The organism is Dechloromonas sp. ARDL1 (genome assembly GCF_051122455.1).
Classification (GTDB): Bacteria; Pseudomonadota; Gammaproteobacteria; order Burkholderiales; family Rhodocyclaceae; genus Azonexus.
The window spans coordinates 3,380,036-3,403,101 of sequence record NZ_CP168939.1 but is presented as its reverse complement, the minus strand read 5'-3'; the positions used below and the strand labels follow the sequence as shown (position 1 = coordinate 3,403,101).

The window sequence follows — 23,066 nt, the reverse complement described above, 5'->3', positions numbered from 1 at the left end:
CTAAATGGGGAGGGGCAAATGTACGCGCGCGACAAGTCCGCGGCCATCGGGGCCATCGTCGAGTATGAGCGAGCCGCCGTGCGCTAGGGCGATCTGGTGGGCAATCGCCAAGCCCAAGCCTGATCCGCTGCCACCAGCACGGTCGAGGTGGCGGTGGAAGCGTTGGAACACTACCTCGCGGGCTTTGACGGGAATACCTGGCCCGGAGTCGGCGACCTCGACGCAGGCCCGGCCATCCGCGCAGGTCAGCGATACGCGTACCATGCCATCGCAAGGGGTGTAGCGCAGTGCATTGTCGATCAGGTTGGCAAACAACTCGTGGAGCATGATCTCGTTGCCGACAATATCAACTGCTCCACCTGTACATTCGAAGGCGAGATCGATACGTTTTTCGAGTGCGAGCATGCTCAGGTCGAGTGCGGTCTCGCGCAGCAGTGTTGCCAAATCGAAGCGCGACCCTTCCGCCAGCGTGTTGTTCGCCGATTCGACCCGCGAGAGCGAGAGCATCTGATTGCATAGGCGCTGTGCACCGCGTGAGGCGGCCGCGATCTCGCCGATGGTTTTGCGCAATTCGGTTGCATCGTCCTGACGCAAACCATATTGCGCTTGGGCACCAAGCAGGGTGAGTGGTGTTCGGAGCTGATGGGCGACATCTGCAGCGAAACGCCGGCTTGCGTTGAGCAGGCCGGCGAGTTTTGCCAGATGGCCATTAATGGCATCCGCCAGTGGCCTGGCATCCGGCGATAGCTCGTCCGTCGCCAGCGGGGCCAGGTTCTCGGCTTCTCGCCTGGCCAGTTGTTCGGCCATGCGTCCAAGATCATGCCGTACGGTACGCAAGCCAAGCCAGACAAGCACGATGCCCAGTGTGCTTAGCCAGAGCTGCCGTTGCAGGTCCGTGAACGTCAGCCGATGGACGAGTTCGACGCGCGTCGATACGCTTTCGGCCACGAGATAATCGTTGGCCCCGATATGTGCCGCAGCGATGCGTATGGCACGGCCGCGATAGTAGGCATTGCTGAAACGAACGGAATCGCCCGTGTGGGCCGAGGGGTAGGACAGGCCGCTTTCGCCTGCCAGCGTGTGGCCATCGGGTCCGGTGACGGAAAAAAAGACTTCCTTCTCTTCCTTGCTGAGGCTCGCCGCCAGGCGGCGGTGTATATCTTCCGAGATCAGCGGTTCCGTCGGCAAGTAGAGCAGCGCAGCGCGCAGGGCACGGTCATGGCTGGCGTAAACGGTATCGCGGGTTTCCAGGTAGGCGGTGATTGTGTTGCTCGCCAGAAGGAGTGCGAGAGCGGGCAGACCGACAAGTTTTACCAAGCCCGACCAGCTTCTCATTGTGAACGGTCTCCGTTTTCGACGGCAAGGGCATAGCCCAAACCGCGAAAGGTGATGATCGTCGCATCAGAACCTTCGATTTTCTTGCGCAGCCGATGCACGTAAATTTCGATGCTTTCGATGCGTGCATCCGAGTCGAATTCGAATACCCGCTTGAATACGGCTTCACGCGATACCGGTCTGCCCAGTCGGGGTACCAGTGCCTCAAGTACCGCCAATTCGCGTGGTGTCAGCGGCAGCAGCTTGCCATCAATCGTCACCTCGCGGGCCAGCGTATCAAAGACGAGGCGGCCAATCTTGGTTCGCGGCGTCTGGCTGCCGCTACGGCGCAGCAGCGCCTTGATGCGCGCCTCCAGTTCGTCAAGCTCAAAGGGCTTTGGCAGGTAATCGTCGGCACCAAGATTGAGTCCGCGTACGCGGTCCTCCTTGGCCCCGCGTGCAGACAGCACAAGAACCGGGGTGGAGTCGCCGTTGTTGCGCAGACGGCGCAGCACTTCAAGTCCATCAAGGCCGGGTAGCGATAGATCGAGAATGACGAGGTCGTAGCGCTCGTTTTTGAGCGCCAGATCGGCCAGGTCGCCTCGGCCAAGGGCGTCGACGACGAAGCCCCCGCGACTCAGCCATCCAACAAGCCATTTTGAGAGATCCGGGTGATCTTCAACGAGCAGCAGGCGCATATGTATTGGGTGGGGTGTGTGGTGCGGATAGACAGGTTAGTCGACTCCCTCTATCTGATTGGCCGGTGATCAGGTCTAAGAACCTGTTCACGATCTTCTGAGCAAAAGCGCGAGGAAGGCGAGATGAATGAACTGTAGGCTGGTGTTCAGCTTGCGTTCGCAGTTCCTCCAAAGACGGCGGCACTTTTCAATCCAGGCAAATGATCGCTCGACAACCCAGCGTTGAGGTATGACGGCAAAGGTATGCAATTCGCTGCGCTTGGCGATTTGAACCTCGGCGCCCAGCAGTTCATCTACTGCTTGGGCAAAAGGCTGGCCGACATAGCCACCGTCGGCCAGGATGCTCTGAACGGCTTGTAAATCCGCTGCACAGCGGCTCAAAGCCTGCAATGCCCCCTTGCGGTCGGCTACATCAGCGGTCGTGACGGCGATAGCGTGCGGCAGACCTTGGGTATCGACGGCAATATGGCGCTTGATGCCGGAAACTTTCTTGCCCGCATCGTAGCCTTTCTCGCGAGCGCTATCGCTGTTCTTGACGCTCTGCGCGTCGACGATCAAGAAGCTCGTCGAGGATTTGCGCCCCTGTTTTGTACGGACCGCGCCAACCACATTTTTTTAAAGCCCGTTCCAGAACGCTGAAACCGTCTGGACCAGGCTCACTCCACTTGGCAAAATAGGCATGCACCGTGCGCCATTTCGGATATTCGCTCGGGAGCATCCGCCATTGGCAACCGCTCTTCAGCAAATACAGCACGCCACAGAACACTTCATATAAATCCACCGTTCGGGGCTTGGTCTGCTTGCGCACACTTTCCAGCAAGGGCCTGATCTCTTCAAAGGCTTCCGGGCTGATGTCACTGGGGTATCTCTTTCTCATGCCCCAGTCTACGACATCCAATTGATCGTGAACAGCCTCTAAGGGGGGATGATCCGAAATAGTCTAATCGAGGGCTGAATGTATTGTCCGTTTATGGACTATGAAATTCAACGGCTGTGCTCGTGAGCCAATTGGGGCCAATGCGTGCCCGAGCATTTGGTGCTTTTATAGGCGAAGAAAGCAAGTGGGGCGTGTGCCGCAGCGTGTTCTCGCCAGGCCGAATGTTCGGCGGAACAAAATGACCAAAATGACAATGGCCAATCGATCGATTGGCCATTGTCTGAAATGCTGTGGTTGCGGGGGCAGGACTTGAACCTGCGACCTTCGGGTTATGAGCCCGACGAGCTGCCAACTGCTCCACCCCGCGTCCGGTGTTCGATTCGTTAAGATGAATCGGTGCTGCTGAAGCAAAAAGCCCCGGCACCAGGCCGAGGCTTAGAGCTTTTGATTCTGGTGGGTCGTCACAGATTCGAACTGTGGACCTACGGATTAAGAGTCCGCTGCTCTACCAACTGAGCTAACGACCCAGAATTTCCCTTAAATGACTGGTGGGTCGGGCGAGATTCGAACTCGCGACCAACGGATTAAAAGTCCGCTGCTCTACCGACTGAGCTACCGACCCGCCTAGGGAGCGCGAATTATATAGACCCCCCGGGGGGGCGTCAACGGCAAAGCGGAGTTTTGTGAAGATATGTGCAGGGGCATATTTTTCTTTGCCGGGCCAACTAGAATCTTTTGTACTCATTTTTGGGGGTGGAAGGAGAGCAGCAATGACCGAACAGGATATTTCCCGTTATCAGGATCTGATCGTAACCACAGCAACCGATGTCGGCGTCAAGATACTCGCCGCCATTGTTTTCTGGGTGGTCGGCCGTTGGTTGATCGGCGTTGCGGTTGGCATGGTGCGCGCGGCGCTAGAAAAACAGAAGGTTGATCCGACCGTGTTGCGTTATGTCGGTTCGATTGTCACCGTGACGCTGAATGTGCTGCTGGTGATCGGTATTCTCGGTTACTTCGGAATCCAGACCACGACCTTCGCGGCCTTGATCGCCGGTGCCGGTATCGCTATCGGAGCGGCTTGGGCGGGGCTGCTGGCTAATTTCGCGGCCGGCGCTTTCCTGATCGTGCTGCGTCCCTTCAAAGTCGGCGACTTCGTTACCGTGGCCGGCATAACGGGCACGGTGACTGAAATCGGCTTGTTCGCGACGACCATCAATACGCCGGACAACGTGTCGACGGTGGTCGGCAACAACAAGATATTCGGCGACAACATCCAGAACTTCACCCACAACCCGTTCCGACGGGTGGACCTGAAGTGCCAGTTGGCCGGGGGCGCCGATCATCAAGCCGCGATGGCCTTGCTGCGCGACAAAATTGCCGCGATTCCCAATGTGCTCGCCGAGCCGAAGGTCGATGTCGAGATTCTCGACTTCACGCTGGTCGGGCCGGTGCTGGCGGTGCGTCCGTACTGCCACAACGATCATTACTGGCAGGTCTATTTCGATACCAACCGGACGATCCGCGAGGCACTGGCCGAGGCCGGATTCCCTGCACCGATGCCAGCGCAGAACGTGATCGTGACGCAGGCCGCCTGATCCCGGTGGGTACAAAAAAGCCCGCGGGCAAGGCGCGGGCTTGTTCGGGCTGTCGCCCGGATCAGCCGAGACGGCGGCAAATCTCCGTGGTCAGCGCCGACTGGTTCATGCAATAGAAGTGCAGACCTGGAGCGCCGCCCTTGAGCAGGCGCTCACACAGTTCGGTGACCACATCGAGGCCGAAGGCGCGGATGGAGGCCGTGTCGTCGCCGAAGCTCTCGAATTTTTTGCGCATCCAGCGCGGGATTTCAGCGCCGCAGGCATCGGAGAAGCGGGCCAGCTTGGTGAAACCGACGATGGGCATGATGCCGGGAACGATGGGCACATCCACGCCCTGTGCCTGAGCCTCGTCGACGAAGCTGAAATAGGCGTCGGCATTGTAGAAATACTGGGTGATGGCCGAATTGGCGCCAGCCTTGACCTTGCGCACGAAGGCGTCGAGGTCGTCCTTCGGGCTGCGCGCCTGCGGGTGCCATTCCGGGTAGGCGGCGACCTCGATGCTGAACCAGTCACCGGTTTCGGCGCGAATGAACTCGACCAGTTCGTTGGCGTAGCGGAATTCGCCAGCCTCGGCCATGCCCGAGGGCAGGTCGCCGCGCAGGGCGACGGTGCGCTTGATCCCGGCGGCCTTGTATTCGGCAAGGATTTCGCGGATTGATTCGCGCGTCGATCCGATGCATGACAGGTGTGGCGCGGCGTCGAAGCCTTCGGCGGCGATTTCCTTGACCACGGCGAAGGTACGTTCCCGGGTGGAGCCGCCGGCGCCATAGGTAACCGAGAAGAACTCAGGCTTCAGCTTGGCCAACTCGGCGCGGACGGTGCGCAGCTTGTCGACGCCTTCTGGCGTTTGCGGCGGGAAAAACTCGATGGAAATATCTGTATTCATTTGTTCAACCAGATGAAGAATTCGCGGTTGCCGTCACCGCCGGCAATCGGGCTGTCCAGCCAACCACGAACGGTGAGGCCAAGGATACGGGCACAGTCGCGCAGCTTGCGCTCGACATCGATGTAGAGCGCGCTATCGCGGACGATGCCGCCTTTGCCGATGTTGGCGGGGCCGACTTCAAATTGTGGCTTGACCAGGAGCAGCATGTCACCGTGCGTGGCGAGCAAGGCGGGCAGTTGCGGCAGGATCAGGGTCAGCGAAATGAAGGAAACATCGCCGACGATCAGGTCGAAGCCGTTTTCCGGAAAAGCCTGGCCGAGATCGGCGGCGCTCAGGGCGCGACAGTTGACGCCTTCGATGGCGGTGACCGCGGGGTCAGCGCGCAATTTGGCGTGCAACTGGTCGTGGCCGACATCGACGCCGACGACATGCTGGGCACCGTTTTGCAGCAGGCAGTCGGTGAAGCCGCCGGTCGATTGGCCGACATCGAGACAGCGCTTGCCGCTAACGGTAATTCCGGTCTGCGTGAGCGCGCCGGCCAGTTTCTGACCCCCGCGCGAGACAAAATGGGCATCGGGGTCGGCGGCGATGATCAGCGGTGTGTCGTTCGGCAAATCCATCGCCGGTTTGCTGATCGGACCGCCTGCCCAACTGACCCGACCTTCCTTGATCAGCGCCTGGGCTGCTGTGCGGGAAGGGGCGAGTCCTTGGGCGACGAGCAGGGCATCCGCTCGTAAAACGCCGGCCGGTCGCTCGTACGACGGTTCGCGCGGCGGCCGCGGCTTTTTCTGCCGGGCGTGGAAGGAGTTCATGCTCATCCCTGCGCCTCAGTTCTTGCGCAGCAAAATCGCGCTCAACAACCAGGAAATCAGGCTGTAGCCGATTGAACCAAACAGCGCAGACCAGAAGTTGCCGACCTGGAAGCCATCGACCAGATGGCCGGCCAGCATGAAGAGCAAGGCGTTGATGACGAAGATAAACAAGCCCAGCGTCAGCAGCGTGGCAGGCAAGGTTAGCAGCACCAGTAAGGGCCTGAGCAGCGTGTTGATCAGGCCCAGCACGACGGCAACCAGCAGCGCGGTGCCGAACCCGGCTATCTGGATGGTCGGCACGACATACGGCAACGCCAGCAGGGCCAGCGCATTGACAATCCAGACAGCGAGCAGGTTCAGCATGGCTTCGCTTAGTAGCGGTAGTGGTCGGCCTTGTACGGGCCTTCCTTCGGCACGTTGATGTAGGCGGCCTGCTCGTCGGTCAGCTCGGTGAGCTGGGCGTTGAGCGTCTTCAGTTGCAGGCGGGCGACCTTTTCATCGAGGTGCTTGGGCAGGGTGTACACGCCGACCGGGTACTTGTTGGAACCCTTCTGCGCTTCGCTCCACAGTTCGATCTGGGCGATGGTCTGGTTGGCGAAGGAGGACGACATCACGTAGGACGGATGGCCCGTGCCGCAGCCGAGGTTCACCAGGCGACCTTTGGCCAGCAGGATGATGCGACGACCATCCGGGAAGATGACGTGGTCGACCTGCGGCTTGATCTCTTCCCACTGGTACTTTTCCAGCGAGGCGACGTCGATTTCGTTATCGAAGTGGCCGATGTTGCAGACGATGGCGTTGTTCTTCATCTTCACCATGTGGTCATGGGTGATGACGTGGAAGTTGCCGGTCGTGGTGACGAAGATGTCGGCCTTGTCGGCGGCGTATTCCATGGTGACGACGCGATAGCCTTCCATGGCGGCCTGCAGGGCGCAGATCGGGTCGATTTCGGTGACCCACACTTGGGCGGACAGGGCGCGCATGGCCTGGGCCGAGCCTTTGCCCACATCGCCGTAGCCGCAGATGACGGCAATCTTGCCGGCGACCATGACGTCGGTGGCGCGCTTGATACCGTCGACCAGCGACTCGCGGCAGCCGTAGAGGTTGTCGAACTTGGACTTGGTCACCGAGTCATTGACGTTGATGCCCGGGAACTTCAGCTCGCCGCGCTGATGCATCTGGTACAGGCGATGCACGCCGGTGGTGGTTTCCTCGGTGACGCCCTTGATCTGGGCCAGGCGCACGGAGTACCAGGTCGGATCGACGGCCAGCTTGGCCTTGATGGCGGCGAAGAGGATGGTTTCCTCTTCGGAGCCTGGCTTGGAGATAACCGACAGATCCTTCTCGGCACGGGCGCCGAGGTGCAGCAGCAGGGTGGCATCGCCGCCGTCGTCGAGGATCATGTTCGAGTAGACCGCCGCGCCGTTTTCATTTGGCCATTCGAAGATGCGGTGGGTGTAGTCCCAGTAATCGACCAGGGTTTCGCCCTTGACGGCGAAGACCGGGATGTTCTGCGCGGCGATGGCGGCGGCTGCGTGGTCCTGGGTCGAGAAAATGTTGCACGAGGCCCAGCGGACTTCGGCGCCGAGTGCGGTCAGCGTCTCGATCAGCACGGCGGTCTGGATGGTCATGTGCAGCGAACCGGTGATACGCGCGCCCTTGAGCGGCTGGGTCTTCGCGAATTCTTCGCGAATGGCCATCAGGCCCGGCATTTCGCCTTCGGCGATGTTGATTTCCTTGCGGCCCCAGTCGGCAAGGTTGATGTCAGCGATGACGTAGTCTTTGAATTCGGCCACAGTAAGCTCCTCGGTAACTGTGACGGGGAGGGGAATAACGGCGTTGATGCTCACCGGCGGCCCCCTGCGCCCGGCAGGGTTGATCAGTGAGCGCCGTTTTAAACCGAGCCTGGGAGCGATGTGATCACCGCGCTCCTGCAGCGCCCCTCGGTAGGTTTCGGATTATAAACCGTTTTTTGGCTGAGTTTCAGCCTTTGTCGCCGGCCCAGTATTGGTCGATATCCTTGATGCCCCACTTGGCGGCATCTTCGCGTCCGGCAATTTTTTCGGCGCTGCGTGCCAAGTCGATGACTTCAGGCTTGATATAGGCCTGTGACTTGGTCGAGAAGAAAACCTTGACCTTGGGCTTGAGCAGCGACTGTTCGCCTTGCTCGATGACGACCCCCAGTTTTCCGGATGCCAACTTGACCAGCGAGCCGATCGGATAAATACCCAGGCTCTTGACGAAGGCCTGGAAAACGAGCGGGTCGAAATGCCCTTTCCACTCGGCCATCCGCTTGATCGATTCGGCCGGATCCCAGCCTGCCTTGTAGGGTCGGTTGGAGGTAACTGCGTCGTATACGTCGCAGACGGCCCCCATCTTGGCGAACAGGCTCATCGTTTCGCCATTCAGCCCTTTCGGGTAGCCGCTACCATCGATTTTTTCGTGGTGATGCAGGCATACATCCTTGGTGATGTCGCTGACCCCTTGGCCTTCGAGGAGTAGTTTGTAGCCTTCCTCGGGGTGGGTTTTGACCAGATCGAATTCGTCGTCGGTCAGCTTGCCCGGCTTGTTGAGGATCTCGAGCGGAATCATCGCCTTGCCAAGATCGTGCAGTAGGCCAGCCATGCCTGCCTCGCGTATTTGCAGTTCGTCGAGGTCTAGTTGGCGGCCCAACGCGATCATCAGGGCGCAGACGGCGACCGAGTGCATGAAGGTATAGTCGTCGGCTGTTTTCAACCGGGCGAGGCTGATCAGGGCGCCCGGATTGCGCATTACCGAATTCGAGATTTCCTCAACTAACGGTGCGACTGCTTCAGCTTCGATGGCCTTGCCCATGCGGGCTTCGTGGAACATCGAAACGACGGCCTCCTTGCCCTTGGCGACAATTCTCGATGCACGCTTGATTTCGTCGTTGAATGAAGCTTTTTCCTGAACGACAGGTTGCTCGACCGGAATAACCTCGGCGCTGACAACTTCCTGTGCCGGTTCGCCAGTGTCGACGTCAATATCGATACCTTTCGCGACGTCGATCCAGACCTCCTTGATCGGGCTTTCTGCAATGAGGATCAGGTCGTTGGGATCGGTCAGGACGAACTTCGTTCGCCAGAATGGGTGGTCCAGCCAAGCGCCGCAAAAGGCCTGCAGGTGCATGCCCAGAACCAATCGTTCGACAGGGATTTTCTTCAACATATCTGATGATCTTAACGAAAAAGGGAGCCTGGTAGGCCCCCTTCTTGCAAAACTTCACAAAGCTGTTGCCTTACAGACCGGCATCCGAACGGAGCAAATTGGCGCGATCAGTTGCCTCCCAGGTGAATTCCGGCTCGTCGCGGCCAAAGTGGCCGTACGCAGCGGTCTTCTGGTAGATCGGGCGGAGCAGGTCGAGCATGTTGACGATGCCCTTCGGGCGCAGATCAAAGTGCTTGCGGACCAGCGCGGTCAGGGTTTCGTTGCTGACCTTGCCGGTGCCGTAGGTCTCGACCATGATCGAGGTCGGCTCGGCGACGCCGATGGCGTAGGAAACCTGAACCAGGCAGCGCGAGGCGAGGCCGGCGGCAACGATATTCTTGGCGACGTAGCGGGTGGCGTAGGCGGCGGAACGGTCGACCTTGGACGGATCCTTGCCAGAGAAGGCGCCGCCGCCGTGCGGGGCGGCCCCGCCGTAGGTGTCGACGATGATTTTGCGGCCGGTCAGGCCGCAGTCGCCTTGCGGACCGCCGACGACGAAGCGGCCGGTCGGGTTAACCAGATACTTGATGTCGCCCTTGATCAGTTCCTTCGGCAGCACCGGCTTGATGATCTGCTCGATGGTGGCTTCGCGCAGGTCTTCCAGGCTGATGTCCGGCGAATGCTGGGTGGACAGCACGACGGTATCGATCGCGTGCGGCTTGCCGTCGACGTAGCGGATGGTGACCTGCGACTTGGCGTCCGGGCGCGCCCACGGCAGGCGGCCATCCTTGCGCAGCATGGCCTGGCGTTCGACCATGCGGTGCGACAGGTAGATCGGCAGCGGCATCAGCGACGGGGTTTCATCACAGGCGTAGCCGAACATCAGGCCCTGGTCGCCAGCGCCTTGGCCGAGGTTGTCGTCGTAGGCGGCGTTGACGCCCTGGGCGATGTCCGGGCTCTGCTTGTCGTAGGCGACGAGCACGGCGCAACCCTTGTAATCGATGCCGTATTCCGTGTTGTCGTAGCCGATGCGCTTGATGGTGTCGCGGGCAACCTGGATGTAATCGACGTTGGCGGACGTGGTGATCTCGCCGGCCAGGACGACCAAGCCGGTGTTGCACAGGGTTTCGGCAGCAACGCGGGAATGCTTGTCCTGCGACAGGATGGCGTCGAGGATGGCGTCGGAAATCTGGTCGGCAACCTTGTCGGGATGGCCTTCGCCGACAGATTCCGAGGTGAAGAGGTAATCGCTCATGAAGCGCTCCAGTGGTCCTTTGATCCGGCGTTACCAGCTTTGGACCACGAGCAGGCGACGCTTTAGCAGAATTTGTGAATCGCCCCGCAAGTTGTCTGTTTAACTCGGCGATTGGATAATGGTAACCTTTTCTCAGGGGGAATCAACCCCCGGGGCCTCATGGTTTTCCTTTTTCGCCTCCTTTCCCAGCTCCCGTTGTGCGTGTTGCATACCCTTGGCGGGCTGCTCGGCCGGCTGATCTATTGGCTGTCGCCAACCTATCGTCGGCATTTGCAGGAAAACCTGGCACAGGCCGGCATTGATCCATCGTTACGCGGTGCCGTGGCAGCCGAAACCGGCAAGCAGATGGTTGAGTTGTCGCGCATCTGGATGCGCCCACTCGACGAGGCCGTGCCGCTGGTTGCCGAGGTGGTCGGCTGGGAATTGGTCGAGGCGGCGCGCCAGGCCGGCAAGGGTATTGTTTTCCTGACCCCGCACCTCGGCTGCTTCGAAATCACCGCCCAGTATCTTTCGTCCTTTGGCGATATCACCGTGCTGTATCGCGAGCCCAAGTCGGCTGCTGCAAACGACTTGATCCTGATGGGCCGCAAGCGCGAGCACCTGCACCTGGCACCGGCCGACCTGTCTGGCGTGCGGGCACTGATCAAGGCCCTGAAGAAGGGGCAGATGGTCGGCATGCTGCCCGATCAGGCGCCAAAGACCGGCGAGGGCGTATGGTTGAAATTTTTCGGTCGTTACGCCTACACCATGACGCTGGCCGCCCGCCTGACGGAGACAGATGCCGTTTCCCTGCTTACCTGGGGAGAGCGCTTGCCGGGCGGACGCGGTTTCCGCATTCATTTTTCGCAGCCAACCAGCCCCCTGGCTGGTTCGACTATTGAGCGGGCGCAGCAGATCAATCATGAGATCGAAGCGCTGATTCGCCAGTGCCCGAAGCAGTACCTGTGGGGCTACAACCGCTACAAACGACCGGGGGGTGCTGAAGCGCCGCCAGCGGAGTGATTCTTGAAAATCTTTCTTACCTACATCCTCGTCGCCTTTCTGTGGTTGCTGCACTGGCTGCCGCTCCCCGTCCTGCGAGCGTTGGGCGCTGGGCTGGGGCGTCTGCTCTACGCCGTCGGGCGCGAGCGGCGCAAGGTAGCGCTAACCAATCTGCGCCTGTGTTTTCCGGATAAAACGGAAGCGGAACGCGAAGATATTGCCCGCCGGCATTTCGTCGCCTTCGCGCAGGCCGTGCTCGACCGCACGCTGGGCTGGTGGGCCTCAAAGGAGCGGCTGGAACGCATCATCCGGATTCATGGTGTTGAGCATCTCACAGATCCTGGGGGGCGCCCGATCATCATGTTGACACCACACTTTGTCGGCCTCGATGCCGGCGGGACGGTGGTGTCGATGCACGTAGTGGGCTGCAGTGTATTTTCGATGCAGAAGAATCCCGTGCTCAACAAGCTGCTTTATGATGGACGGATGCGTTTCAACAAGGCGGTACTGTTGTCGCGCCAGGACGGCATGCGCAAGATCGTCAAGGCCATGAAGGACGGACATCCCTTCTATTACCTGCCGGACATGGATTTCGGCCCGAAGGAGTCGATTTTCGTGCCCTTCTTCGGGGTCCAGGCGGCGACCATCCCGGCGCTGTCCCGCCTGGTGCGGTTGACCGGGGCCCGCGTGGTACCGGTGATTTGCCGACAATCTCCCGATGGCTACGATATCGAAGTCATGCCGCCTTGGGAGAGCTTTCCCGGCGCCAGCGTCGAGGCCGACACTGAATATATGAACCAGTTTATCGAAAGCCAGGTACTGCGCATGCCGGAGCAGTATTTCTGGTTGCACAAGCGCTTCAAGACCCGGCCACCCGGAGAACAGAGGTTTTATAAATGAACAGCAACCTGAATGTCGAAATCCGCTCCGTGACGCCGCCCGATGTGCCGGCGATTGCGGCGCTGGCCCGTGAAATCTGGCAGGCGACCTATCCCGGCATCATCACCCAGGAGCAGATCGACTTCATGCTCGAGCAGCGCTATGGGCACGAGCGTTTGTACGATGATCTGGAGGACCTGCACAAATGGCTCGACCAGGCTTTCCACGAAGGGCGCCGCGTCGGTTTTGCCTTCAGCGAAATCTATAAGGGCGAGTTCAAGCTCGACAAGCTCTACATCCATCCGGACGTGCAGCGGCGCGGCGTCGGCGGGCAACTGATCGCCCACGTTGCCGAGCGGGCCAGGAAAGCCGGTTACCCCTGCGTCATCCTGCAGGTGAACAAGCGCAACGTGAATGCCATCGATTCGTACAAGAAGTACGGTTTCGCTGTTCGCGAAGTCATGGTCGACGACATCGGTCACGGCTACGTGATGGACGATTACGTGATGGAGAAGAAACTTTAAGAATTTGGGGCAACGTGCTGTCTCTGCTATGATTTTCCGAGTCATTCAGCGGAGCCGCACGTGAAACTCAAATTCTCCAAGATGCACGGCCTGGGCAACGATTTCGTTGTCCTCGACGGCGTGCGCCAATCGGTTTCCCTGAGCCCGGAACAACTGGTTTATCTAGCCGACCGCCACTTCGGCGTCGGCTGCGACCAGATCCTGCTGGTCGAAAAGGCCGGGCAGGAGGGTATCGATTTCCGCTATCGCATCTTCAATGCCGATGGTGGTGAAGTCGAGCAGTGCGGCAACGGCGCGCGTTGTTTCGTGCGTTTCGTCCATGAGCAAGGCCTGACCGAGAAGCGGCAGATCCGTGTCGAGACGCTCAAGGGCATCATCGAGCCGCGCCTGGAGGCCGACGGCAACGTCACCGTCGACATGGGCGAGCCGCGCTTCCTGCCAGCCGACATCCCGTTCATGGCTGACGACGACGTGATCATCCACTTGCTCGATGTCGCCGACGAAACGCTGGAAACCAGTGTCGTCTCTATGGGCAATCCGCACGCAGTGCAGGTCGTCGATAACGTCGAGACGCACCCGGTCGAGCGGCACGGGCCGCTGATCGAACGCCACCAACGTTTTCCCAAGCGGGTTAACGCCGGCTTCATGCAGATCGTCGACCGCCACACCATCAAGCTGCGCGTCTATGAGCGTGGCTCGGGCGAAACCCTGGCTTGCGGCACCGGTGCCTGTGCCGCAGCCGTCGCCGGCATCCGCCGTGGCCTGCTCGATTCACCGGTTAGGGTAACGACGCGCGGGGGCGACCTGACCATCGCTTGGGGCGGCCCGGGGCGTCCTGTCCTGATGACCGGCCCGGCGGTTACCGTATTCACTGGAGAAATCGAATTATGAGCGCCATGTTCCCCGAGGAAATCGCGGACTATCTGAAGAACAATCCCGGCTTTTTTGAGCAATACGCCGACCTGATGGCACAGATTTTCGTGCCGCATCCGCATGGCGGCCGGGCGGTGTCGCTGGCTGAGCGCCAGATGCTGACGCTGCGCGAGAAAAACCGGGCCACCGAGAGCAAGCTCGCGGAATTGATTGCCTTCGGCGAGGAAAACGATGCAATCAGCGAAAAGGTGCATCGGCTGGCGGTGGCGCTGGTGGCTGCCGAAACCTTTCAGGCGGTTATCCATCTGCTGAACTTCCATCTGCGTGACGACTTCTCGGTGCCGCACGTCGCGCTTCGCCTGTGGGACAAGCCGGAAGGCATCGAGGATTTGCCGGAGTTCGCTGCGGTCAGCGAAGAATTGCAGGTCTTTGCCGAAACACTTGCCCGTCCGTATTGCGGGTCGACGGCCGGTTTCGGCACGGCCTCTTGGTTTGGCGAACACGCCGCGCACATCCGTTCGCAGGCGCTGATCGCGCTGCGCAACGGTGGTGGCACCATCGGCATGATCGCCCTCGGCAGCGAGGATATGCAGCGCTTCTACACCGACATGGGCACCCTCTATCTCGAACGCCTCGGCGAGATGGTTTCCGCCGCGCTGGCCCGGGTGACCAAGAGCGTGCTGTGACCGCATTGACGCTCGCCGATTCGCATTTGGCCGACTACCTGGCCGAACTGGCGGATCAGCGCCGGGCGTCGCCACACACCGTCTCGAATTACCGGCGCGACCTGGAAAAGCTGCTGGCTGCGGCCAGCGACGTCCCGCTGGCTGGCTTGCAGGTCCACCACATCCGCCGCTTCGTCGCCCAATTGCACGGGCAAGGGCTGTCTGGCCGCTCACTGGCCCGCCTGCTGTCGGCCTGGCGCGGCTTCTTCCATTGGCTCGGCGGGCGCGGCATGGTCAAGGCCAATCCCTGCGACGGCATCCGGCCGCCGAAATCGCCGCGCCTGTTGCCAAAGGCCTTGTCGGTCGACGAAACGGCGCGTTTGCTCGAGGCGTTTGAAGACGACGATCCCGTCCAGGCGGCGCGTGACCTGGCGATGTTCGAGCTGTTCTATTCCTCGGGTTTGCGCCTAGCCGAACTGGTCGCCCTCGATAGCGATGTGCTAGATGTCGTGCTGCGCGAAGGCGAAATCCGCGTCCTCGGCAAGCGCGCTAAGGCGCGACTGGTTCCGGTCGGCAGCAAGGCTCGTCAGGCGCTGGCTGCCTGGGCCACCGTGCGCGGCGAGTTGGCTTTGCCGGGCGAAAAGGCCCTGTTTGTCGGCGTGCGCGGCGCCCGCATCGCTCCGCGCATGGTTGAGGCCAGGCTGGAGCGGCGAGCCCTTCAACTCGGCTTACCAAGCCACGTTCATCCGCACATGCTGCGCCATTCCTTCGCATCGCATCTCCTGCAGTCCTCGGGTGACTTGCGGGCGGTGCAGGAAATGCTCGGCCACGCCAGCATTGCGTCGACCCAAGTCTATACTCATCTCGATTTTCAGCACCTGGCCAAGGTTTACGATGCGGCGCATCCGCGGGCCAAGGCCAAATTGGGCGGATGAGTATCGAATCCATGTCGCTTGCTTCGACATCGGTCGATAATGACACTTTGCTATCTATCAGGATGAACGCATGACCATGACCGGTACAGCTGCCTTGATCGTCATCGATTTGCAGAACGACTATTTTGCAGATGGCAAGTTTCCCCTGTGGCAGGCCGAAACGGTCCTCTCCAAGGTCGAGTCGGTTATTGCGGTGGCACGGGAACAAGCGATACCCGTGATTCTCGTCCAGCATGTTGCGGATGCGAGCAAAGGCGTGGCACCGTTCTTCAACCCCGGGACGCAAGGTGTTGAGCTCCATCAGCGCATTCGTGCTGCGGCGCCGGATGCCGTTGTCGTCGCCAAGTCCTTTGCTGACAGTTTTCTGAACACGACACTGGAGCAGGAGTTGGCTAAACGGGGTGTCGACACGCTGTTGATCTGCGGCATGATGACTCAGAATTGCGTAACCCATACAGCCATTTCCAAGGCAGCCGAAAAGTACCGTGTTTCGGTCCTTGGCGACTGTTGCACGACGGTCAGTGAGATGATTCACCGGATTGCCCTGAGCGCCTTGGCGCCCCGCGTTCAGGTTGTGGATGCGGGGCTTGCTCTGAAGTCCTGACTGGATAGGGGTAAAAGGTCAGGAAAATCAACCCTCAATTGACCTTTTTTCGTCCACCTACTATGATTGGCGGTTTCGAAAAATCGCCGGACTCAAGGAGTTTTCATGGCCATCAACCGTAACCGCCGTTCTTCCCTGGAGCGCCGCTGCGTTTCCAAGTCTACCAAGCGCCTGTTCAAAGGCGATGGCAAGACCATGTTCAAGACCATGTACGCTGCCGAGTGCCATCAGCGTAACCGCAAGGCCCTGGGCGCCTAATTCCACGCCCGAACCAACCGTGACTTTGTCGACTTCGCGTTGCCGTGCTACGTGCACTGCCTGCGGCTCGTCTTCGCGTCACGCTTGATCCGGGCATGGAATAGTAGTTACCAGTTTTTTGGAGCCCCGGTTGCTGCAAGGTAACCGGGGCTTCTTGCATTTGAAGTCGGGAAAAACATGGCGCAATTGATTCTTTTGCCGGGTAAGGAACGTTCGGCGTTCAAGCAGCATCATCCGTGGTTGTTTGCCGGATCGGTCGGGCGGCTCGAAGGTCGTGCCCGGCCGGGCGATACCGTCGAGGTGCTGGCCGACAACCTGCGGCCGCTGGGGCGCGCAGCATATAGCCCGCAATCGCAGATTCGCGCCCGGTTCTGGACCTTCGATCCCGACGAATCGATCGACGATGCTTTCTTCAAGCGCCGCATCGCGGCCGCCGTGGCGCGTCGTCAGGCCTTGCCGGAACTCAAGGGGCAGCAGGGCCTGCGCCTGATTCACGCCGAGTCCGACGGCTTGCCGGGCATCATCGCCGACCAATACGGCGACACGGTGGTCGTGCAGCTGACTTCGGCCGGTGCAGACAAGTGGCGCAAGGCTATCGTCGCCGGACTGCTCAAGGCAACCGGTTGCGCCCGTATCTACGAGCGTTCCGATTCCGACGTGCGCGGCTTGGAAGGGCTGGAGCCGACCGTCGGCTGGCTGCACGGCGAGGCGCCGACGGGTGGCCTGAGCATCGATGAAAACGGTGTGCGCTTGGCGGTCGATGTTGTCGGCGGGCACAAGACCGGTTTCTACCTTGACCAGCGCGACAACCGTGCCTGGCTGCGCAGCGTGGCAGCAGACAAGGAAATCCTCAACTGTTTCTGCTACACCGGCGGCTTTTCGCTGCAGGCGCTGGCTGGTGGCGCGCGATCGGTGCTTTCCATTGATTCGTCAGGCCCGGCGCTGGCCCAGGCGAAGGCGAATCTGGCCCTGAATTCCCAGCTGCCGGCCGAGCGAGCGGAGTGGCTGGAGGCCGATGTCTTCCAGGCGCTGCGCGATTTCCGCAAGGCCGGGCGGACGTTCGACCTGATTGTCCTCGATCCACCCAAGTTCGCCCCATCGGCGGCGCATGCCGACCGCGCGGCGCGGGCCTACAAGGATATTAATCTGCTCGGTTTCCGCCTGCTGCGTCCGGGTGGTTTGCTGATGACCTATTCGTGTTCGGGCGGCATCGGCCTGGAGCTGTTCCAGAAGATCGTCGCCGGCGCGGCGCTGGATGCCGGGCGCGAGGCGCGTATTGTCCGTCGCCTGTCGGGTACGGCCGATCATCCGGTGGCATTGAACTTCCCGGAAGGTGAATATCTCAAAGGGCTGCTCGTCCAGGTCGATTAAACTGTCGTCGTGAATCCGCTTCGTCATCTGCTCCTCGTCATCGCGCTTGTCTTCGCCCAGTTGCTGGCGGGGGCGCATGCCGTCGAGCATGCGGCGGGGAACGACGATGTCTTGCCGACACACGCCTGCTTGCTGTGCCTGACAGCACACGACCTCGGCGTCGCCTTGCCGTCCGTGGCGAGCCTGCCGCCGGTAGTGGCGCATCAGCTTGTGCCGGAAACGCTCTTGGCGTACGCCAGAGCGAGCTTCCCGGCGCCGGTCGCCTGCCAGCGCGGACCACCCAACTCCTGAAAAAGCCGGTTTCCACCGGCCAACGTTTGTCATTTCCGAAGACCGCTGCCGAGCGCGCGGTCTGTCGTCATGCATTTTCAGGAGTTTTCCATGCAAAAAACCATTGCCATGGCTGCCATGCTGGCTGCCGCCGGAGCGGTACAAGCCGCCGATAACGCTGATCTGGCTGCCATTCGCGCACAGATCGACGAGATGAAAAAAAGCTACGAACAGCGTATCGCGACGCTGGAAAAGAGGCTCGCCCAAGCCGAATCGAACACCAGGACGCCAACTGCCGCTGTGCCGCCTGCCGTGAGCGAGGCCCGCCAGCCGGCGACCTCGACGGCCAGCGGTTTCAACCCCGAGGTATCGCTGATCCTGCAGGGGCAGTACAAGGGCATGAAGGACGTCGCCGAGCGCGGCATTAGTGGTTTTTATCCGGCAGCCGGACACGATCACGGCGAGGGCGCTATTCCCGGTATCAGCAAACGGGGCTTCTCGGTCGACCATACCGAACTGGTACTGGCGGCCAACATTGATCCCTACTGGCGGGGCCAGGCAATTGTCGCTCTGGTCGATGGCCAGGCCGAGGTCGAGGAGGCGTGGTTTCAGTCGCTTGGTCTGGGCTACGGCGTCGGCCTGAAGGGCGGGCGTTTCCGTTCAGGCATCGGCTATCTCAACGAGCAGCACCCACACATGTGGGATTTCGCCGATGCGCCGCTGATGTACCGGGCGATGTTCGGTGCGGAGGGAAGTTACGTACAGGACGGCGCGCAGTTCAAATGGCTGGCGCCGACCGAAACTTTCATTGAAATCGGTGCCGAAGCCGGGCGCGGCGCCAATTTCCCGGGAACAGACCGCAACAAGAACGGCAGTGGCGCGGTTTCAGCCTTCGCGCATGTGGGCGGCGATGTCGGCGTATCAAATAACTGGCGCGCCGGCGTTTCGTACTTGACGACCCAAGCCAAGGCGCGGGAAGGGCATTTCGAGGATATCGGTGGTGTCGAGGCGCTTGGCAAATTCACTGGCGATTCGCGGACCTGGCTGGCCGATTTCGTTTGGAAATGGGCGCCGAACGGCAATCCGAAGTACCGGAACTTCAAGTTCCAGGCCGAGTATTTCAATCGTCGCGAAAAGGGCGACTTCTCGTGCGAGGATGCGGATTCGGCCAATCCCGGCGCTTGCACGGGCGGCGTGCACAGCGTGTACCGTACTCGCCAGTCCGGCTGGTATGCGCAGAGCGTCTATCAATTCACGCCCAATTGGCGTGCCGGCCTGCGCTACGAGCAACTCGACAGCGGCCATCGCGATTTCGGCGTCAACGCGGCCAATCTGGCGGTGGTCGATTACCGCCCGAAAAAGGCAACGGCGATGGTCGATTACAGCTGGAGCGAGTTCTCGCGCGTTCGTTTGCAATTTGCACAAGACAAATCGATGCTCGGCATTACCGACAATCAGGTCACCGTGCAGTACATCATGAGCTTGGGTGCCCACGGCGCCCACAAGTTCTAGGAGGCGACACCATGAAATATCTGACCATTGCCCTGTTGCTGCTGGCGACAGGCTTGTCGGCCCGGGCCGACCTGAAGGTGTTCGCCACCGTGCCCGAGTGGGGGGCGCTGGCCAAGGAGATCGGCGGCGACAAGGTGCGCTTGTACAACGCGACCAATGCCTTCCAGGACCCGCACCGCATCGAGGCCAAGCCCTCCTTGCTGGCGCAGGCCCGCCAGGCCAACTTGGTGATCGCCGCCGGGGCTGATCTGGAAATCGGCTGGTTGCCGCTGGTCCTGCGTGATTCCGGCAATCCGGCGGTTCAGCCGGGGCGGCCCGGCTATTTCGAGGCGGTGGCCTTCGTCAATCGCCTCGAGGTTCCGGCCGTGATCGACCGCGCGCATGGTGATGTGCATGCCGCCGGCAATCCGCACATCCACCTCGACCCGCGCAACGTGCTCAAGGTCGGCGAAAAGCTGGCAGCGCGCATGGCCGAACTCGATGTCGCCAACGCCGCCGCCTATCAAGCCGGGTTCGCCGCTTTCTCCGGCAAGTGGCAAGCCGCCCTGCTGCGCTGGGAAAAGGAGGCTGCGCCGCTGAAAGGCGTGGCAGTGCTGGTCCATCACGCCTCGTTCGTCTATCTGTCGCACTGGCTGGGCCTGAAAGAGGCCGGCACGCTCGAACCGAAGCCGGGCATCGAGCCGACCAGCGGCCATCTGGGTGCGCTGCTGGCACGGCAGCAGACGGCACCGGCCAAAATGGTGTTGCGCACCGCCTACCAACAGGATGCGCCGAGCCAGTGGATTGCCGGAAAAACCGGTATCCCCGCTGTGCTGTTGCCCTATACGGTCGGCGGTACGCCGGAGGCACGGGATCTGTTCGGTCTGTTCGACGATACGCTCCAGCGCCTGCTCAAGGGGCTGCGCTGAGATGCTGCGCGCCGAGGCACTGGTCGCCGGATGGAGCAGGCCGGCCACATCACCGATCGATTTTTCGCTGCGGGCCGGCGAAATCGTTGGCGTGACCGGCCCGAACGGAGTCGGCAAGAGCACCTTGCTGGCTGCTTTCGCCGGCCGGGCCTCGGTCTTTTCGGGGCGTCTCGAATTGCAGCCGGGTCTCCGGCTTGCCGTGCAGACGCAGGATGTGCCGCCGGTCGACGGACTGCCGCTCTCCGGTCGCGATTTACTGGGGCTGACCGGAGCATCCCCGGAAGGTCTGCCACCCTGGCTGCTCGATCGGGTGGATCATCGTCTCGACCGCCTGTCCGGCGGTCAGCGGCACTACCTCGCGCTGTGGGCGGTTCTCCACGCGCCGGCCGATCTGGTGCTGCTCGACGAGCCGACCAACAATCTCGATGCCGCCGGGGTCCGCCATTTGACAGCGCACCTGCACGAACGGGCGCGCGAAGGTTGCGGCATCGTCGTGGTCAGCCACGATGCGGCGTTTGTCGCCGCCGCCTGCGACCGGGTGGTGACGCTGGAGGCCTGCGATGTCGAGTGATCTCTTCCTGATCCCTTTTTTGACCGGCTTGGGGCTGGCGTTCCTGCTGCCGCTGCTCGGCTGCTACTTGCGTTTGCGTGACGAGTGGCTGGCGGCACTGGCCTATTCGAATGTTTCCGCGGCCGGCGCGCTACTCGCACTGGCGGCCGGCTTGCCGCCGGCTGCCGGAGGGATCGCCGCCGCGGCGCTTGCCGGCGCCGGGAAGCGGCTGTTTGCTGCTCGTCTGTCCGGGGGGGCGGCGTATGCCTTGCTGCTGCTCGCCGGCTGGTCCGTGGCCGTCCTGCTGGCCGCTAACCAACCGCAGGCCGAGCGTCTCGGACATGCGCTCTTCGACGGGCAGCTGTATTTCAGCGGCAGCGGGCAGTTGTGGCTGGTTGCGCTCGGCGTGCCGGTTGCGTTGGGGGTTTTGTGGATGTTGTCCCGGCATCTGCTGCTCGCCCATACCTACCCCGATTTTTTCCGGATTCGCGGCTTGCGTGCCTGGCCGACGCAGATCGGCTTCGATCTGTTGGCGGCGTTGGCGTTGGCGCTGGCGACCATGAGCCTGGGTGTCATGGGGGCTTTCGCGCTGGTCTTCATTCCGCCCTGGCTGGCTTTCCGCCGAGCCAAAAGCTGGCGTTCCGGATTGCTGCTCTCCCTGCTATTCGGCCTTGTAGCCTATGTTGCCGCGTTTTGCGCCGCGCTGTGGCTTGACCAGCCGTTCGGGCCCATCCTGGCCATGATGCTGGTGGCGCTGGGATTGATCGTTGCGTGAACTTGGAGGGCATGCTAAAACTCCCCTTCTGCACGCGGAGTGGTCATGGTTTTTTCGTTTTTCAAGAAACAGCACAACAAGATGCCCGAACGGCCCGCTGCACGGCCGCGTCCGGCTGAGGTGCGGCCTGAAGCGAAGCCGACTGACGTGGCTGCGGAGATGCCAGTCAAGGCGCCGGCAGCCCCTTTGCCCGATCTGGAATTCTCGATCACCAAGCCCGCCGCACCCAAGCCGGCACCAGTTCCGCAAAGTCAATCAGCCCCCTCGCCTGCTGCCGCTCCGCTGCCGGAGATCGATGACGGGTTCAGTATTGATGATTTCGACAGCGCCTTTACTAACTCCAGCGTCATGGGCATCGACGTCGATCATGACGTTGACCCCCTGCAGTCCTGTGTCGAGCAGGTTGTTGTCCTCTACGCCAACGGTCAGGACGCGGCGGCCCGCTCCTTGCTCGAAACCTTTGTGCGCTCCTATCGCGGCCTGGAAGGCAAGCGTTTCTGGATGCTGCTGTTCGATCTGTTGCAAATCGGCGGCGATCGCACTGCCTTCGAGAAACTTGGCGTCGAGTATGCGGAAGCCTGCGAATCCTCGCCGCCGACTTGGAGTCAGGATGTGTCGGCAGCTCTTCCCGCAGCCGGCGGTCGTGCCGTGAGCAAGATTTTTCTGCAGGGCGTGCTGACCAGCGAGAGCGCCCTGCCGGTCGACGAGCTAGCCCGCTTGATAGCCGAGAAAGCCGAGATCAGCGTGGATTGTGCCAAGCTGATCGGTTGTGACGACGAAATTGCCGAACAACTGGCCGATCTGTTGCTGCGGGCGCGTCAGCAATCTCTGGCGGTCACGCTGGTCGGTGCTGAAGCCTTCATGGAAAGGTTGAACGAGCGCTTGATCGCCGGCGACCAGTCGCATGAGCCGGCCTGGCGATTGCTGTTGGAACTGCTGCAGCGCCATGGCACCCAGGATCATTTCGAGGAGCGGGCGGTCGATTACGCCGTGACCTTCGAACTGTCCCCACCTTCGTGGGAGATTCCCAAGAACCTTGGCGTAAAGGCCACGGCGGCCTCGCAGGGATCGAGGGACGATGCCCATTATTTTGTCGGAGAACTCAAAGCCTGTCGCTTCGAGGATCTGCCGCAGGTTCTCGAGGCACAGGCCCACCCTGTACTCGATTTTTCGCGGGTTACGCGCCTGGATTTCATCTCGGCTGGCCAACTGGTCAATCGCCTGGCACCGATCAAGGCGGCCGGCCGCGAGGTCGTCATCCGCAGCCCGAATCATCTTGTCGCCGAGTTGATGGCCGTCGTCGGCCTCAACAAGCAGGCGCGCATCATCGTTCCCAAGTCTTAATTCAGGAAGAAG

25 protein-coding genes, 3 tRNA genes and 1 riboswitch are annotated in these 23,066 nt (G+C 61.1%); of the genes, 16 read left to right on the top strand and 12 right to left on the bottom strand.

All coding sequences use genetic code 11. The features are described 5' to 3' along the window. The 6 genes from AB6Q56_RS16900 to AB6Q56_RS16875 form a co-directional block, all read right to left on the bottom strand. Positions 1 to 1,335 carry a sensor histidine kinase gene (locus tag AB6Q56_RS16900; protein ID WP_434514215.1) on the bottom strand — a complete coding sequence of 445 codons (1,335 nt, stop codon included), beginning with the start codon at positions 1,333 to 1,335 and terminating at the stop codon, positions 1 to 3. Beyond that, a complete protein-coding gene (locus tag AB6Q56_RS16895) occupies positions 1,332 to 2,012 on the bottom strand; it encodes a response regulator (protein WP_434514214.1) in 681 nt (226 codons plus the stop codon). Before AB6Q56_RS16895 ends, AB6Q56_RS16900 begins: the two co-directional genes overlap by 4 nt. An 87-nt stretch (positions 2,013 to 2,099) precedes the next feature. Continuing rightward, positions 2,100 to 2,889 (bottom strand): IS5 family transposase gene (locus tag AB6Q56_RS16890; RefSeq protein WP_434513899.1). Its coding sequence is split into 2 segments (ribosomal slippage): positions 2,100 to 2,628 and positions 2,627 to 2,889, totalling 792 coding nucleotides; the frame shifts between segments, so codons are not numbered across the junction. Between the two features lie 291 nt (positions 2,890 to 3,180). Beyond that, positions 3,181 to 3,256, bottom strand: a tRNA-Met gene (locus tag AB6Q56_RS16885). Positions 3,257 to 3,340: 84 nt separating this feature from the next. Next, a tRNA-Lys gene (locus AB6Q56_RS16880) sits at positions 3,341 to 3,416 on the bottom strand. 19 nt (positions 3,417 to 3,435) lie between these two features. Next, positions 3,436 to 3,511: transfer RNA gene (locus tag AB6Q56_RS16875), tRNA-Lys, on the bottom strand. Between the two features lie 148 nt (positions 3,512 to 3,659). On the opposite strand from AB6Q56_RS16875, the gene AB6Q56_RS16870 reads away from it, so the two are divergent. Continuing rightward, positions 3,660 to 4,484 carry a mechanosensitive ion channel family protein gene (locus tag AB6Q56_RS16870; RefSeq protein ID WP_434514213.1) on the top strand — a complete coding sequence of 275 codons (825 nt, stop codon included), beginning with the start codon at positions 3,660 to 3,662 and terminating at the stop codon, positions 4,482 to 4,484. A gap of 61 nt (positions 4,485 to 4,545) precedes the next feature. Here the strand turns inward: AB6Q56_RS16870 and metF are convergent, their stop codons facing one another. The 6 genes from metF to metK all read right to left on the bottom strand — a co-directional run bounded on the left by metF (position 4,546) and on the right by metK (position 10,605). Then, positions 4,546 to 5,370, bottom strand: a complete 825-nt coding sequence (gene metF / locus AB6Q56_RS16865) for a methylenetetrahydrofolate reductase [NAD(P)H] (RefSeq protein ID WP_434514212.1) — start codon at positions 5,368 to 5,370, stop codon at positions 4,546 to 4,548. Further along, positions 5,367 to 6,188 (bottom strand): TlyA family RNA methyltransferase, encoded by an 822-nt coding sequence (locus AB6Q56_RS16860; protein ID WP_434514211.1) that lies wholly within the window; start codon positions 6,186 to 6,188, stop codon positions 5,367 to 5,369. The genes metF and AB6Q56_RS16860 overlap by 4 nt, the downstream gene beginning before the upstream one ends. A gap of 9 nt (positions 6,189 to 6,197) precedes the next feature. Next, complete coding sequence (locus AB6Q56_RS16855) at positions 6,198 to 6,545, bottom strand: phage holin family protein (RefSeq protein ID WP_434514210.1); 348 nt, start codon at positions 6,543 to 6,545, stop codon at positions 6,198 to 6,200. A gap of 8 nt (positions 6,546 to 6,553) precedes the next feature. Then, the gene (gene ahcY / locus AB6Q56_RS16850; protein WP_434514209.1) at positions 6,554 to 7,978 is read right to left on the bottom strand and encodes an adenosylhomocysteinase; all 1,425 of its coding nucleotides are present in this window, start codon (positions 7,976 to 7,978) and stop codon (positions 6,554 to 6,556) included. An 81-nt stretch (positions 7,979 to 8,059) separates the two neighbouring features. Then, positions 8,060 to 8,133, bottom strand: a riboswitch (S-adenosyl-L-homocysteine riboswitch). 32 nt (positions 8,134 to 8,165) lie between these two features. Further along, the gene (locus AB6Q56_RS16845; protein WP_434514208.1) at positions 8,166 to 9,371 is read right to left on the bottom strand and encodes an HD-GYP domain-containing protein; all 1,206 of its coding nucleotides are present in this window, start codon (positions 9,369 to 9,371) and stop codon (positions 8,166 to 8,168) included. A gap of 70 nt (positions 9,372 to 9,441) precedes the next feature. Next, complete coding sequence (metK, locus tag AB6Q56_RS16840; RefSeq protein ID WP_434514207.1) at positions 9,442 to 10,605, bottom strand: methionine adenosyltransferase; 1,164 nt, start codon at positions 10,603 to 10,605, stop codon at positions 9,442 to 9,444. Positions 10,606 to 10,806: 201 nt separating this feature from the next. Between metK and AB6Q56_RS16835 the strand changes: the two genes are divergently transcribed. The 15 genes from AB6Q56_RS16835 to AB6Q56_RS16765 all read left to right on the top strand — a co-directional run bounded on the left by AB6Q56_RS16835 (position 10,807) and on the right by AB6Q56_RS16765 (position 23,054). Next, positions 10,807 to 11,607, top strand: a complete 801-nt coding sequence (locus AB6Q56_RS16835) for a lysophospholipid acyltransferase family protein (RefSeq protein ID WP_434514206.1) — start codon at positions 10,807 to 10,809, stop codon at positions 11,605 to 11,607. A 3-nt stretch (positions 11,608 to 11,610) separates the two neighbouring features. Next, positions 11,611 to 12,486 carry a lysophospholipid acyltransferase family protein gene (locus tag AB6Q56_RS16830; protein ID WP_434514205.1) on the top strand — a complete coding sequence of 292 codons (876 nt, stop codon included), beginning with the start codon at positions 11,611 to 11,613 and terminating at the stop codon, positions 12,484 to 12,486. Continuing rightward, entirely contained in the window at positions 12,483 to 12,989 is a 507-nt protein-coding gene (locus AB6Q56_RS16825) for a GNAT family N-acetyltransferase (protein ID WP_434514204.1), read from the top strand. The genes AB6Q56_RS16830 and AB6Q56_RS16825 overlap by 4 nt, the downstream gene beginning before the upstream one ends. A 60-nt stretch (positions 12,990 to 13,049) precedes the next feature. After that, positions 13,050 to 13,880, top strand: coding sequence for a diaminopimelate epimerase (gene dapF, locus AB6Q56_RS16820; RefSeq protein ID WP_434514203.1), 831 nt, complete (start codon positions 13,050 to 13,052; stop codon positions 13,878 to 13,880). Next, complete coding sequence (locus tag AB6Q56_RS16815) at positions 13,877 to 14,548, top strand: DUF484 family protein (protein ID WP_434514202.1); 672 nt, start codon at positions 13,877 to 13,879, stop codon at positions 14,546 to 14,548. The genes dapF and AB6Q56_RS16815 overlap by 4 nt, the downstream gene beginning before the upstream one ends. Further along, positions 14,545 to 15,462 (top strand): tyrosine recombinase XerC, encoded by a 918-nt coding sequence (gene xerC, locus AB6Q56_RS16810; RefSeq protein WP_434514201.1) that lies wholly within the window; start codon positions 14,545 to 14,547, stop codon positions 15,460 to 15,462. The genes AB6Q56_RS16815 and xerC overlap by 4 nt, the downstream gene beginning before the upstream one ends. A gap of 70 nt (positions 15,463 to 15,532) precedes the next feature. Continuing rightward, positions 15,533 to 16,066, top strand: a complete 534-nt coding sequence (locus tag AB6Q56_RS16805; protein ID WP_434514200.1) for an isochorismatase family protein — start codon at positions 15,533 to 15,535, stop codon at positions 16,064 to 16,066. Between the two features lie 105 nt (positions 16,067 to 16,171). After that, positions 16,172 to 16,324 (top strand): hypothetical protein, encoded by a 153-nt coding sequence (locus tag AB6Q56_RS16800; RefSeq protein ID WP_157274975.1) that lies wholly within the window; start codon positions 16,172 to 16,174, stop codon positions 16,322 to 16,324. A gap of 177 nt (positions 16,325 to 16,501) precedes the next feature. Then, on the top strand, positions 16,502 to 17,695 hold the full coding sequence (locus AB6Q56_RS16795; protein WP_434514199.1) for a class I SAM-dependent rRNA methyltransferase: 1,194 nt from the start codon (positions 16,502 to 16,504) through the stop codon (positions 17,693 to 17,695). A 9-nt stretch (positions 17,696 to 17,704) separates the two neighbouring features. Further along, on the top strand, positions 17,705 to 17,986 hold the full coding sequence (locus AB6Q56_RS16790) for a hypothetical protein (RefSeq protein ID WP_434514198.1): 282 nt from the start codon (positions 17,705 to 17,707) through the stop codon (positions 17,984 to 17,986). A 90-nt stretch (positions 17,987 to 18,076) separates the two neighbouring features. Further along, entirely contained in the window at positions 18,077 to 19,477 is a 1,401-nt protein-coding gene (locus AB6Q56_RS16785; protein WP_434514197.1) for a TonB-dependent receptor, read from the top strand. An 11-nt stretch (positions 19,478 to 19,488) separates the two neighbouring features. Then, positions 19,489 to 20,385 (top strand): metal ABC transporter substrate-binding protein, encoded by an 897-nt coding sequence (locus AB6Q56_RS16780; RefSeq protein ID WP_434514196.1) that lies wholly within the window; start codon positions 19,489 to 19,491, stop codon positions 20,383 to 20,385. A 1-nt stretch (position 20,386) separates the two neighbouring features. Then, positions 20,387 to 20,956 (top strand): ATP-binding cassette domain-containing protein, encoded by a 570-nt coding sequence (locus tag AB6Q56_RS16775; protein WP_434514195.1) that lies wholly within the window; start codon positions 20,387 to 20,389, stop codon positions 20,954 to 20,956. After that, positions 20,946 to 21,710, top strand: coding sequence for a metal ABC transporter permease (locus AB6Q56_RS16770; RefSeq protein WP_434514194.1), 765 nt, complete (start codon positions 20,946 to 20,948; stop codon positions 21,708 to 21,710). The genes AB6Q56_RS16775 and AB6Q56_RS16770 overlap by 11 nt, the downstream gene beginning before the upstream one ends. A gap of 45 nt (positions 21,711 to 21,755) precedes the next feature. Next, positions 21,756 to 23,054 (top strand): STAS domain-containing protein, encoded by a 1,299-nt coding sequence (locus AB6Q56_RS16765; RefSeq protein ID WP_434514193.1) that lies wholly within the window; start codon positions 21,756 to 21,758, stop codon positions 23,052 to 23,054. Positions 23,055 to 23,066 lie beyond the last annotated feature (12 nt).

Bases quoted from the DNA above. Each gene is read 5' to 3' on its own strand.
- AB6Q56_RS16800 (WP_157274975.1), top strand. From the start codon at position 16,172: ATGGCCATCAACCGTAACCGCCGTTCTTCCCTGGAGCGCCGCTGCGTT.
- AB6Q56_RS16795 (WP_434514199.1), top strand. From the start codon at position 16,502: ATGGCGCAATTGATTCTTTTGCCGGGTAAGGAACGTTCGGCGTTCAAG.
- AB6Q56_RS16780 (WP_434514196.1), top strand. From the start codon at position 19,489: ATGAAATATCTGACCATTGCCCTGTTGCTGCTGGCGACAGGCTTGTCG.
- AB6Q56_RS16870 (WP_434514213.1), top strand. From the start codon at position 3,660: ATGACCGAACAGGATATTTCCCGTTATCAGGATCTGATCGTAACCACA.
- AB6Q56_RS16845 (WP_434514208.1), bottom strand. From the start codon at position 9,371: ATGTTGAAGAAAATCCCTGTCGAACGATTGGTTCTGGGCATGCACCTG.
- AB6Q56_RS16895 (WP_434514214.1), bottom strand. From the start codon at position 2,012: ATGCGCCTGCTGCTCGTTGAAGATCACCCGGATCTCTCAAAATGGCTT.
- AB6Q56_RS16805 (WP_434514200.1), top strand. From the start codon at position 15,533: ATGACCATGACCGGTACAGCTGCCTTGATCGTCATCGATTTGCAGAAC.
- AB6Q56_RS16765 (WP_434514193.1), top strand. From the start codon at position 21,756: ATGGTTTTTTCGTTTTTCAAGAAACAGCACAACAAGATGCCCGAACGG.
- metK (WP_434514207.1), bottom strand. From the start codon at position 10,605: ATGAGCGATTACCTCTTCACCTCGGAATCTGTCGGCGAAGGCCATCCC.
- AB6Q56_RS16815 (WP_434514202.1), top strand. From the start codon at position 13,877: ATGAGCGCCATGTTCCCCGAGGAAATCGCGGACTATCTGAAGAACAAT.
- AB6Q56_RS16825 (WP_434514204.1), top strand. From the start codon at position 12,483: ATGAACAGCAACCTGAATGTCGAAATCCGCTCCGTGACGCCGCCCGAT.
- AB6Q56_RS16775 (WP_434514195.1), top strand. From the start codon at position 20,387: ATGCTGCGCGCCGAGGCACTGGTCGCCGGATGGAGCAGGCCGGCCACA.
- AB6Q56_RS16785 (WP_434514197.1), top strand. From the start codon at position 18,077: ATGCAAAAAACCATTGCCATGGCTGCCATGCTGGCTGCCGCCGGAGCG.
- metF (WP_434514212.1), bottom strand. From the start codon at position 5,370: ATGAATACAGATATTTCCATCGAGTTTTTCCCGCCGCAAACGCCAGAA.
- AB6Q56_RS16855 (WP_434514210.1), bottom strand. From the start codon at position 6,545: ATGCTGAACCTGCTCGCTGTCTGGATTGTCAATGCGCTGGCCCTGCTG.
- AB6Q56_RS16860 (WP_434514211.1), bottom strand. From the start codon at position 6,188: ATGAGCATGAACTCCTTCCACGCCCGGCAGAAAAAGCCGCGGCCGCCG.
- AB6Q56_RS16900 (WP_434514215.1), bottom strand. From the start codon at position 1,335: ATGAGAAGCTGGTCGGGCTTGGTAAAACTTGTCGGTCTGCCCGCTCTC.
- AB6Q56_RS16770 (WP_434514194.1), top strand. From the start codon at position 20,946: ATGTCGAGTGATCTCTTCCTGATCCCTTTTTTGACCGGCTTGGGGCTG.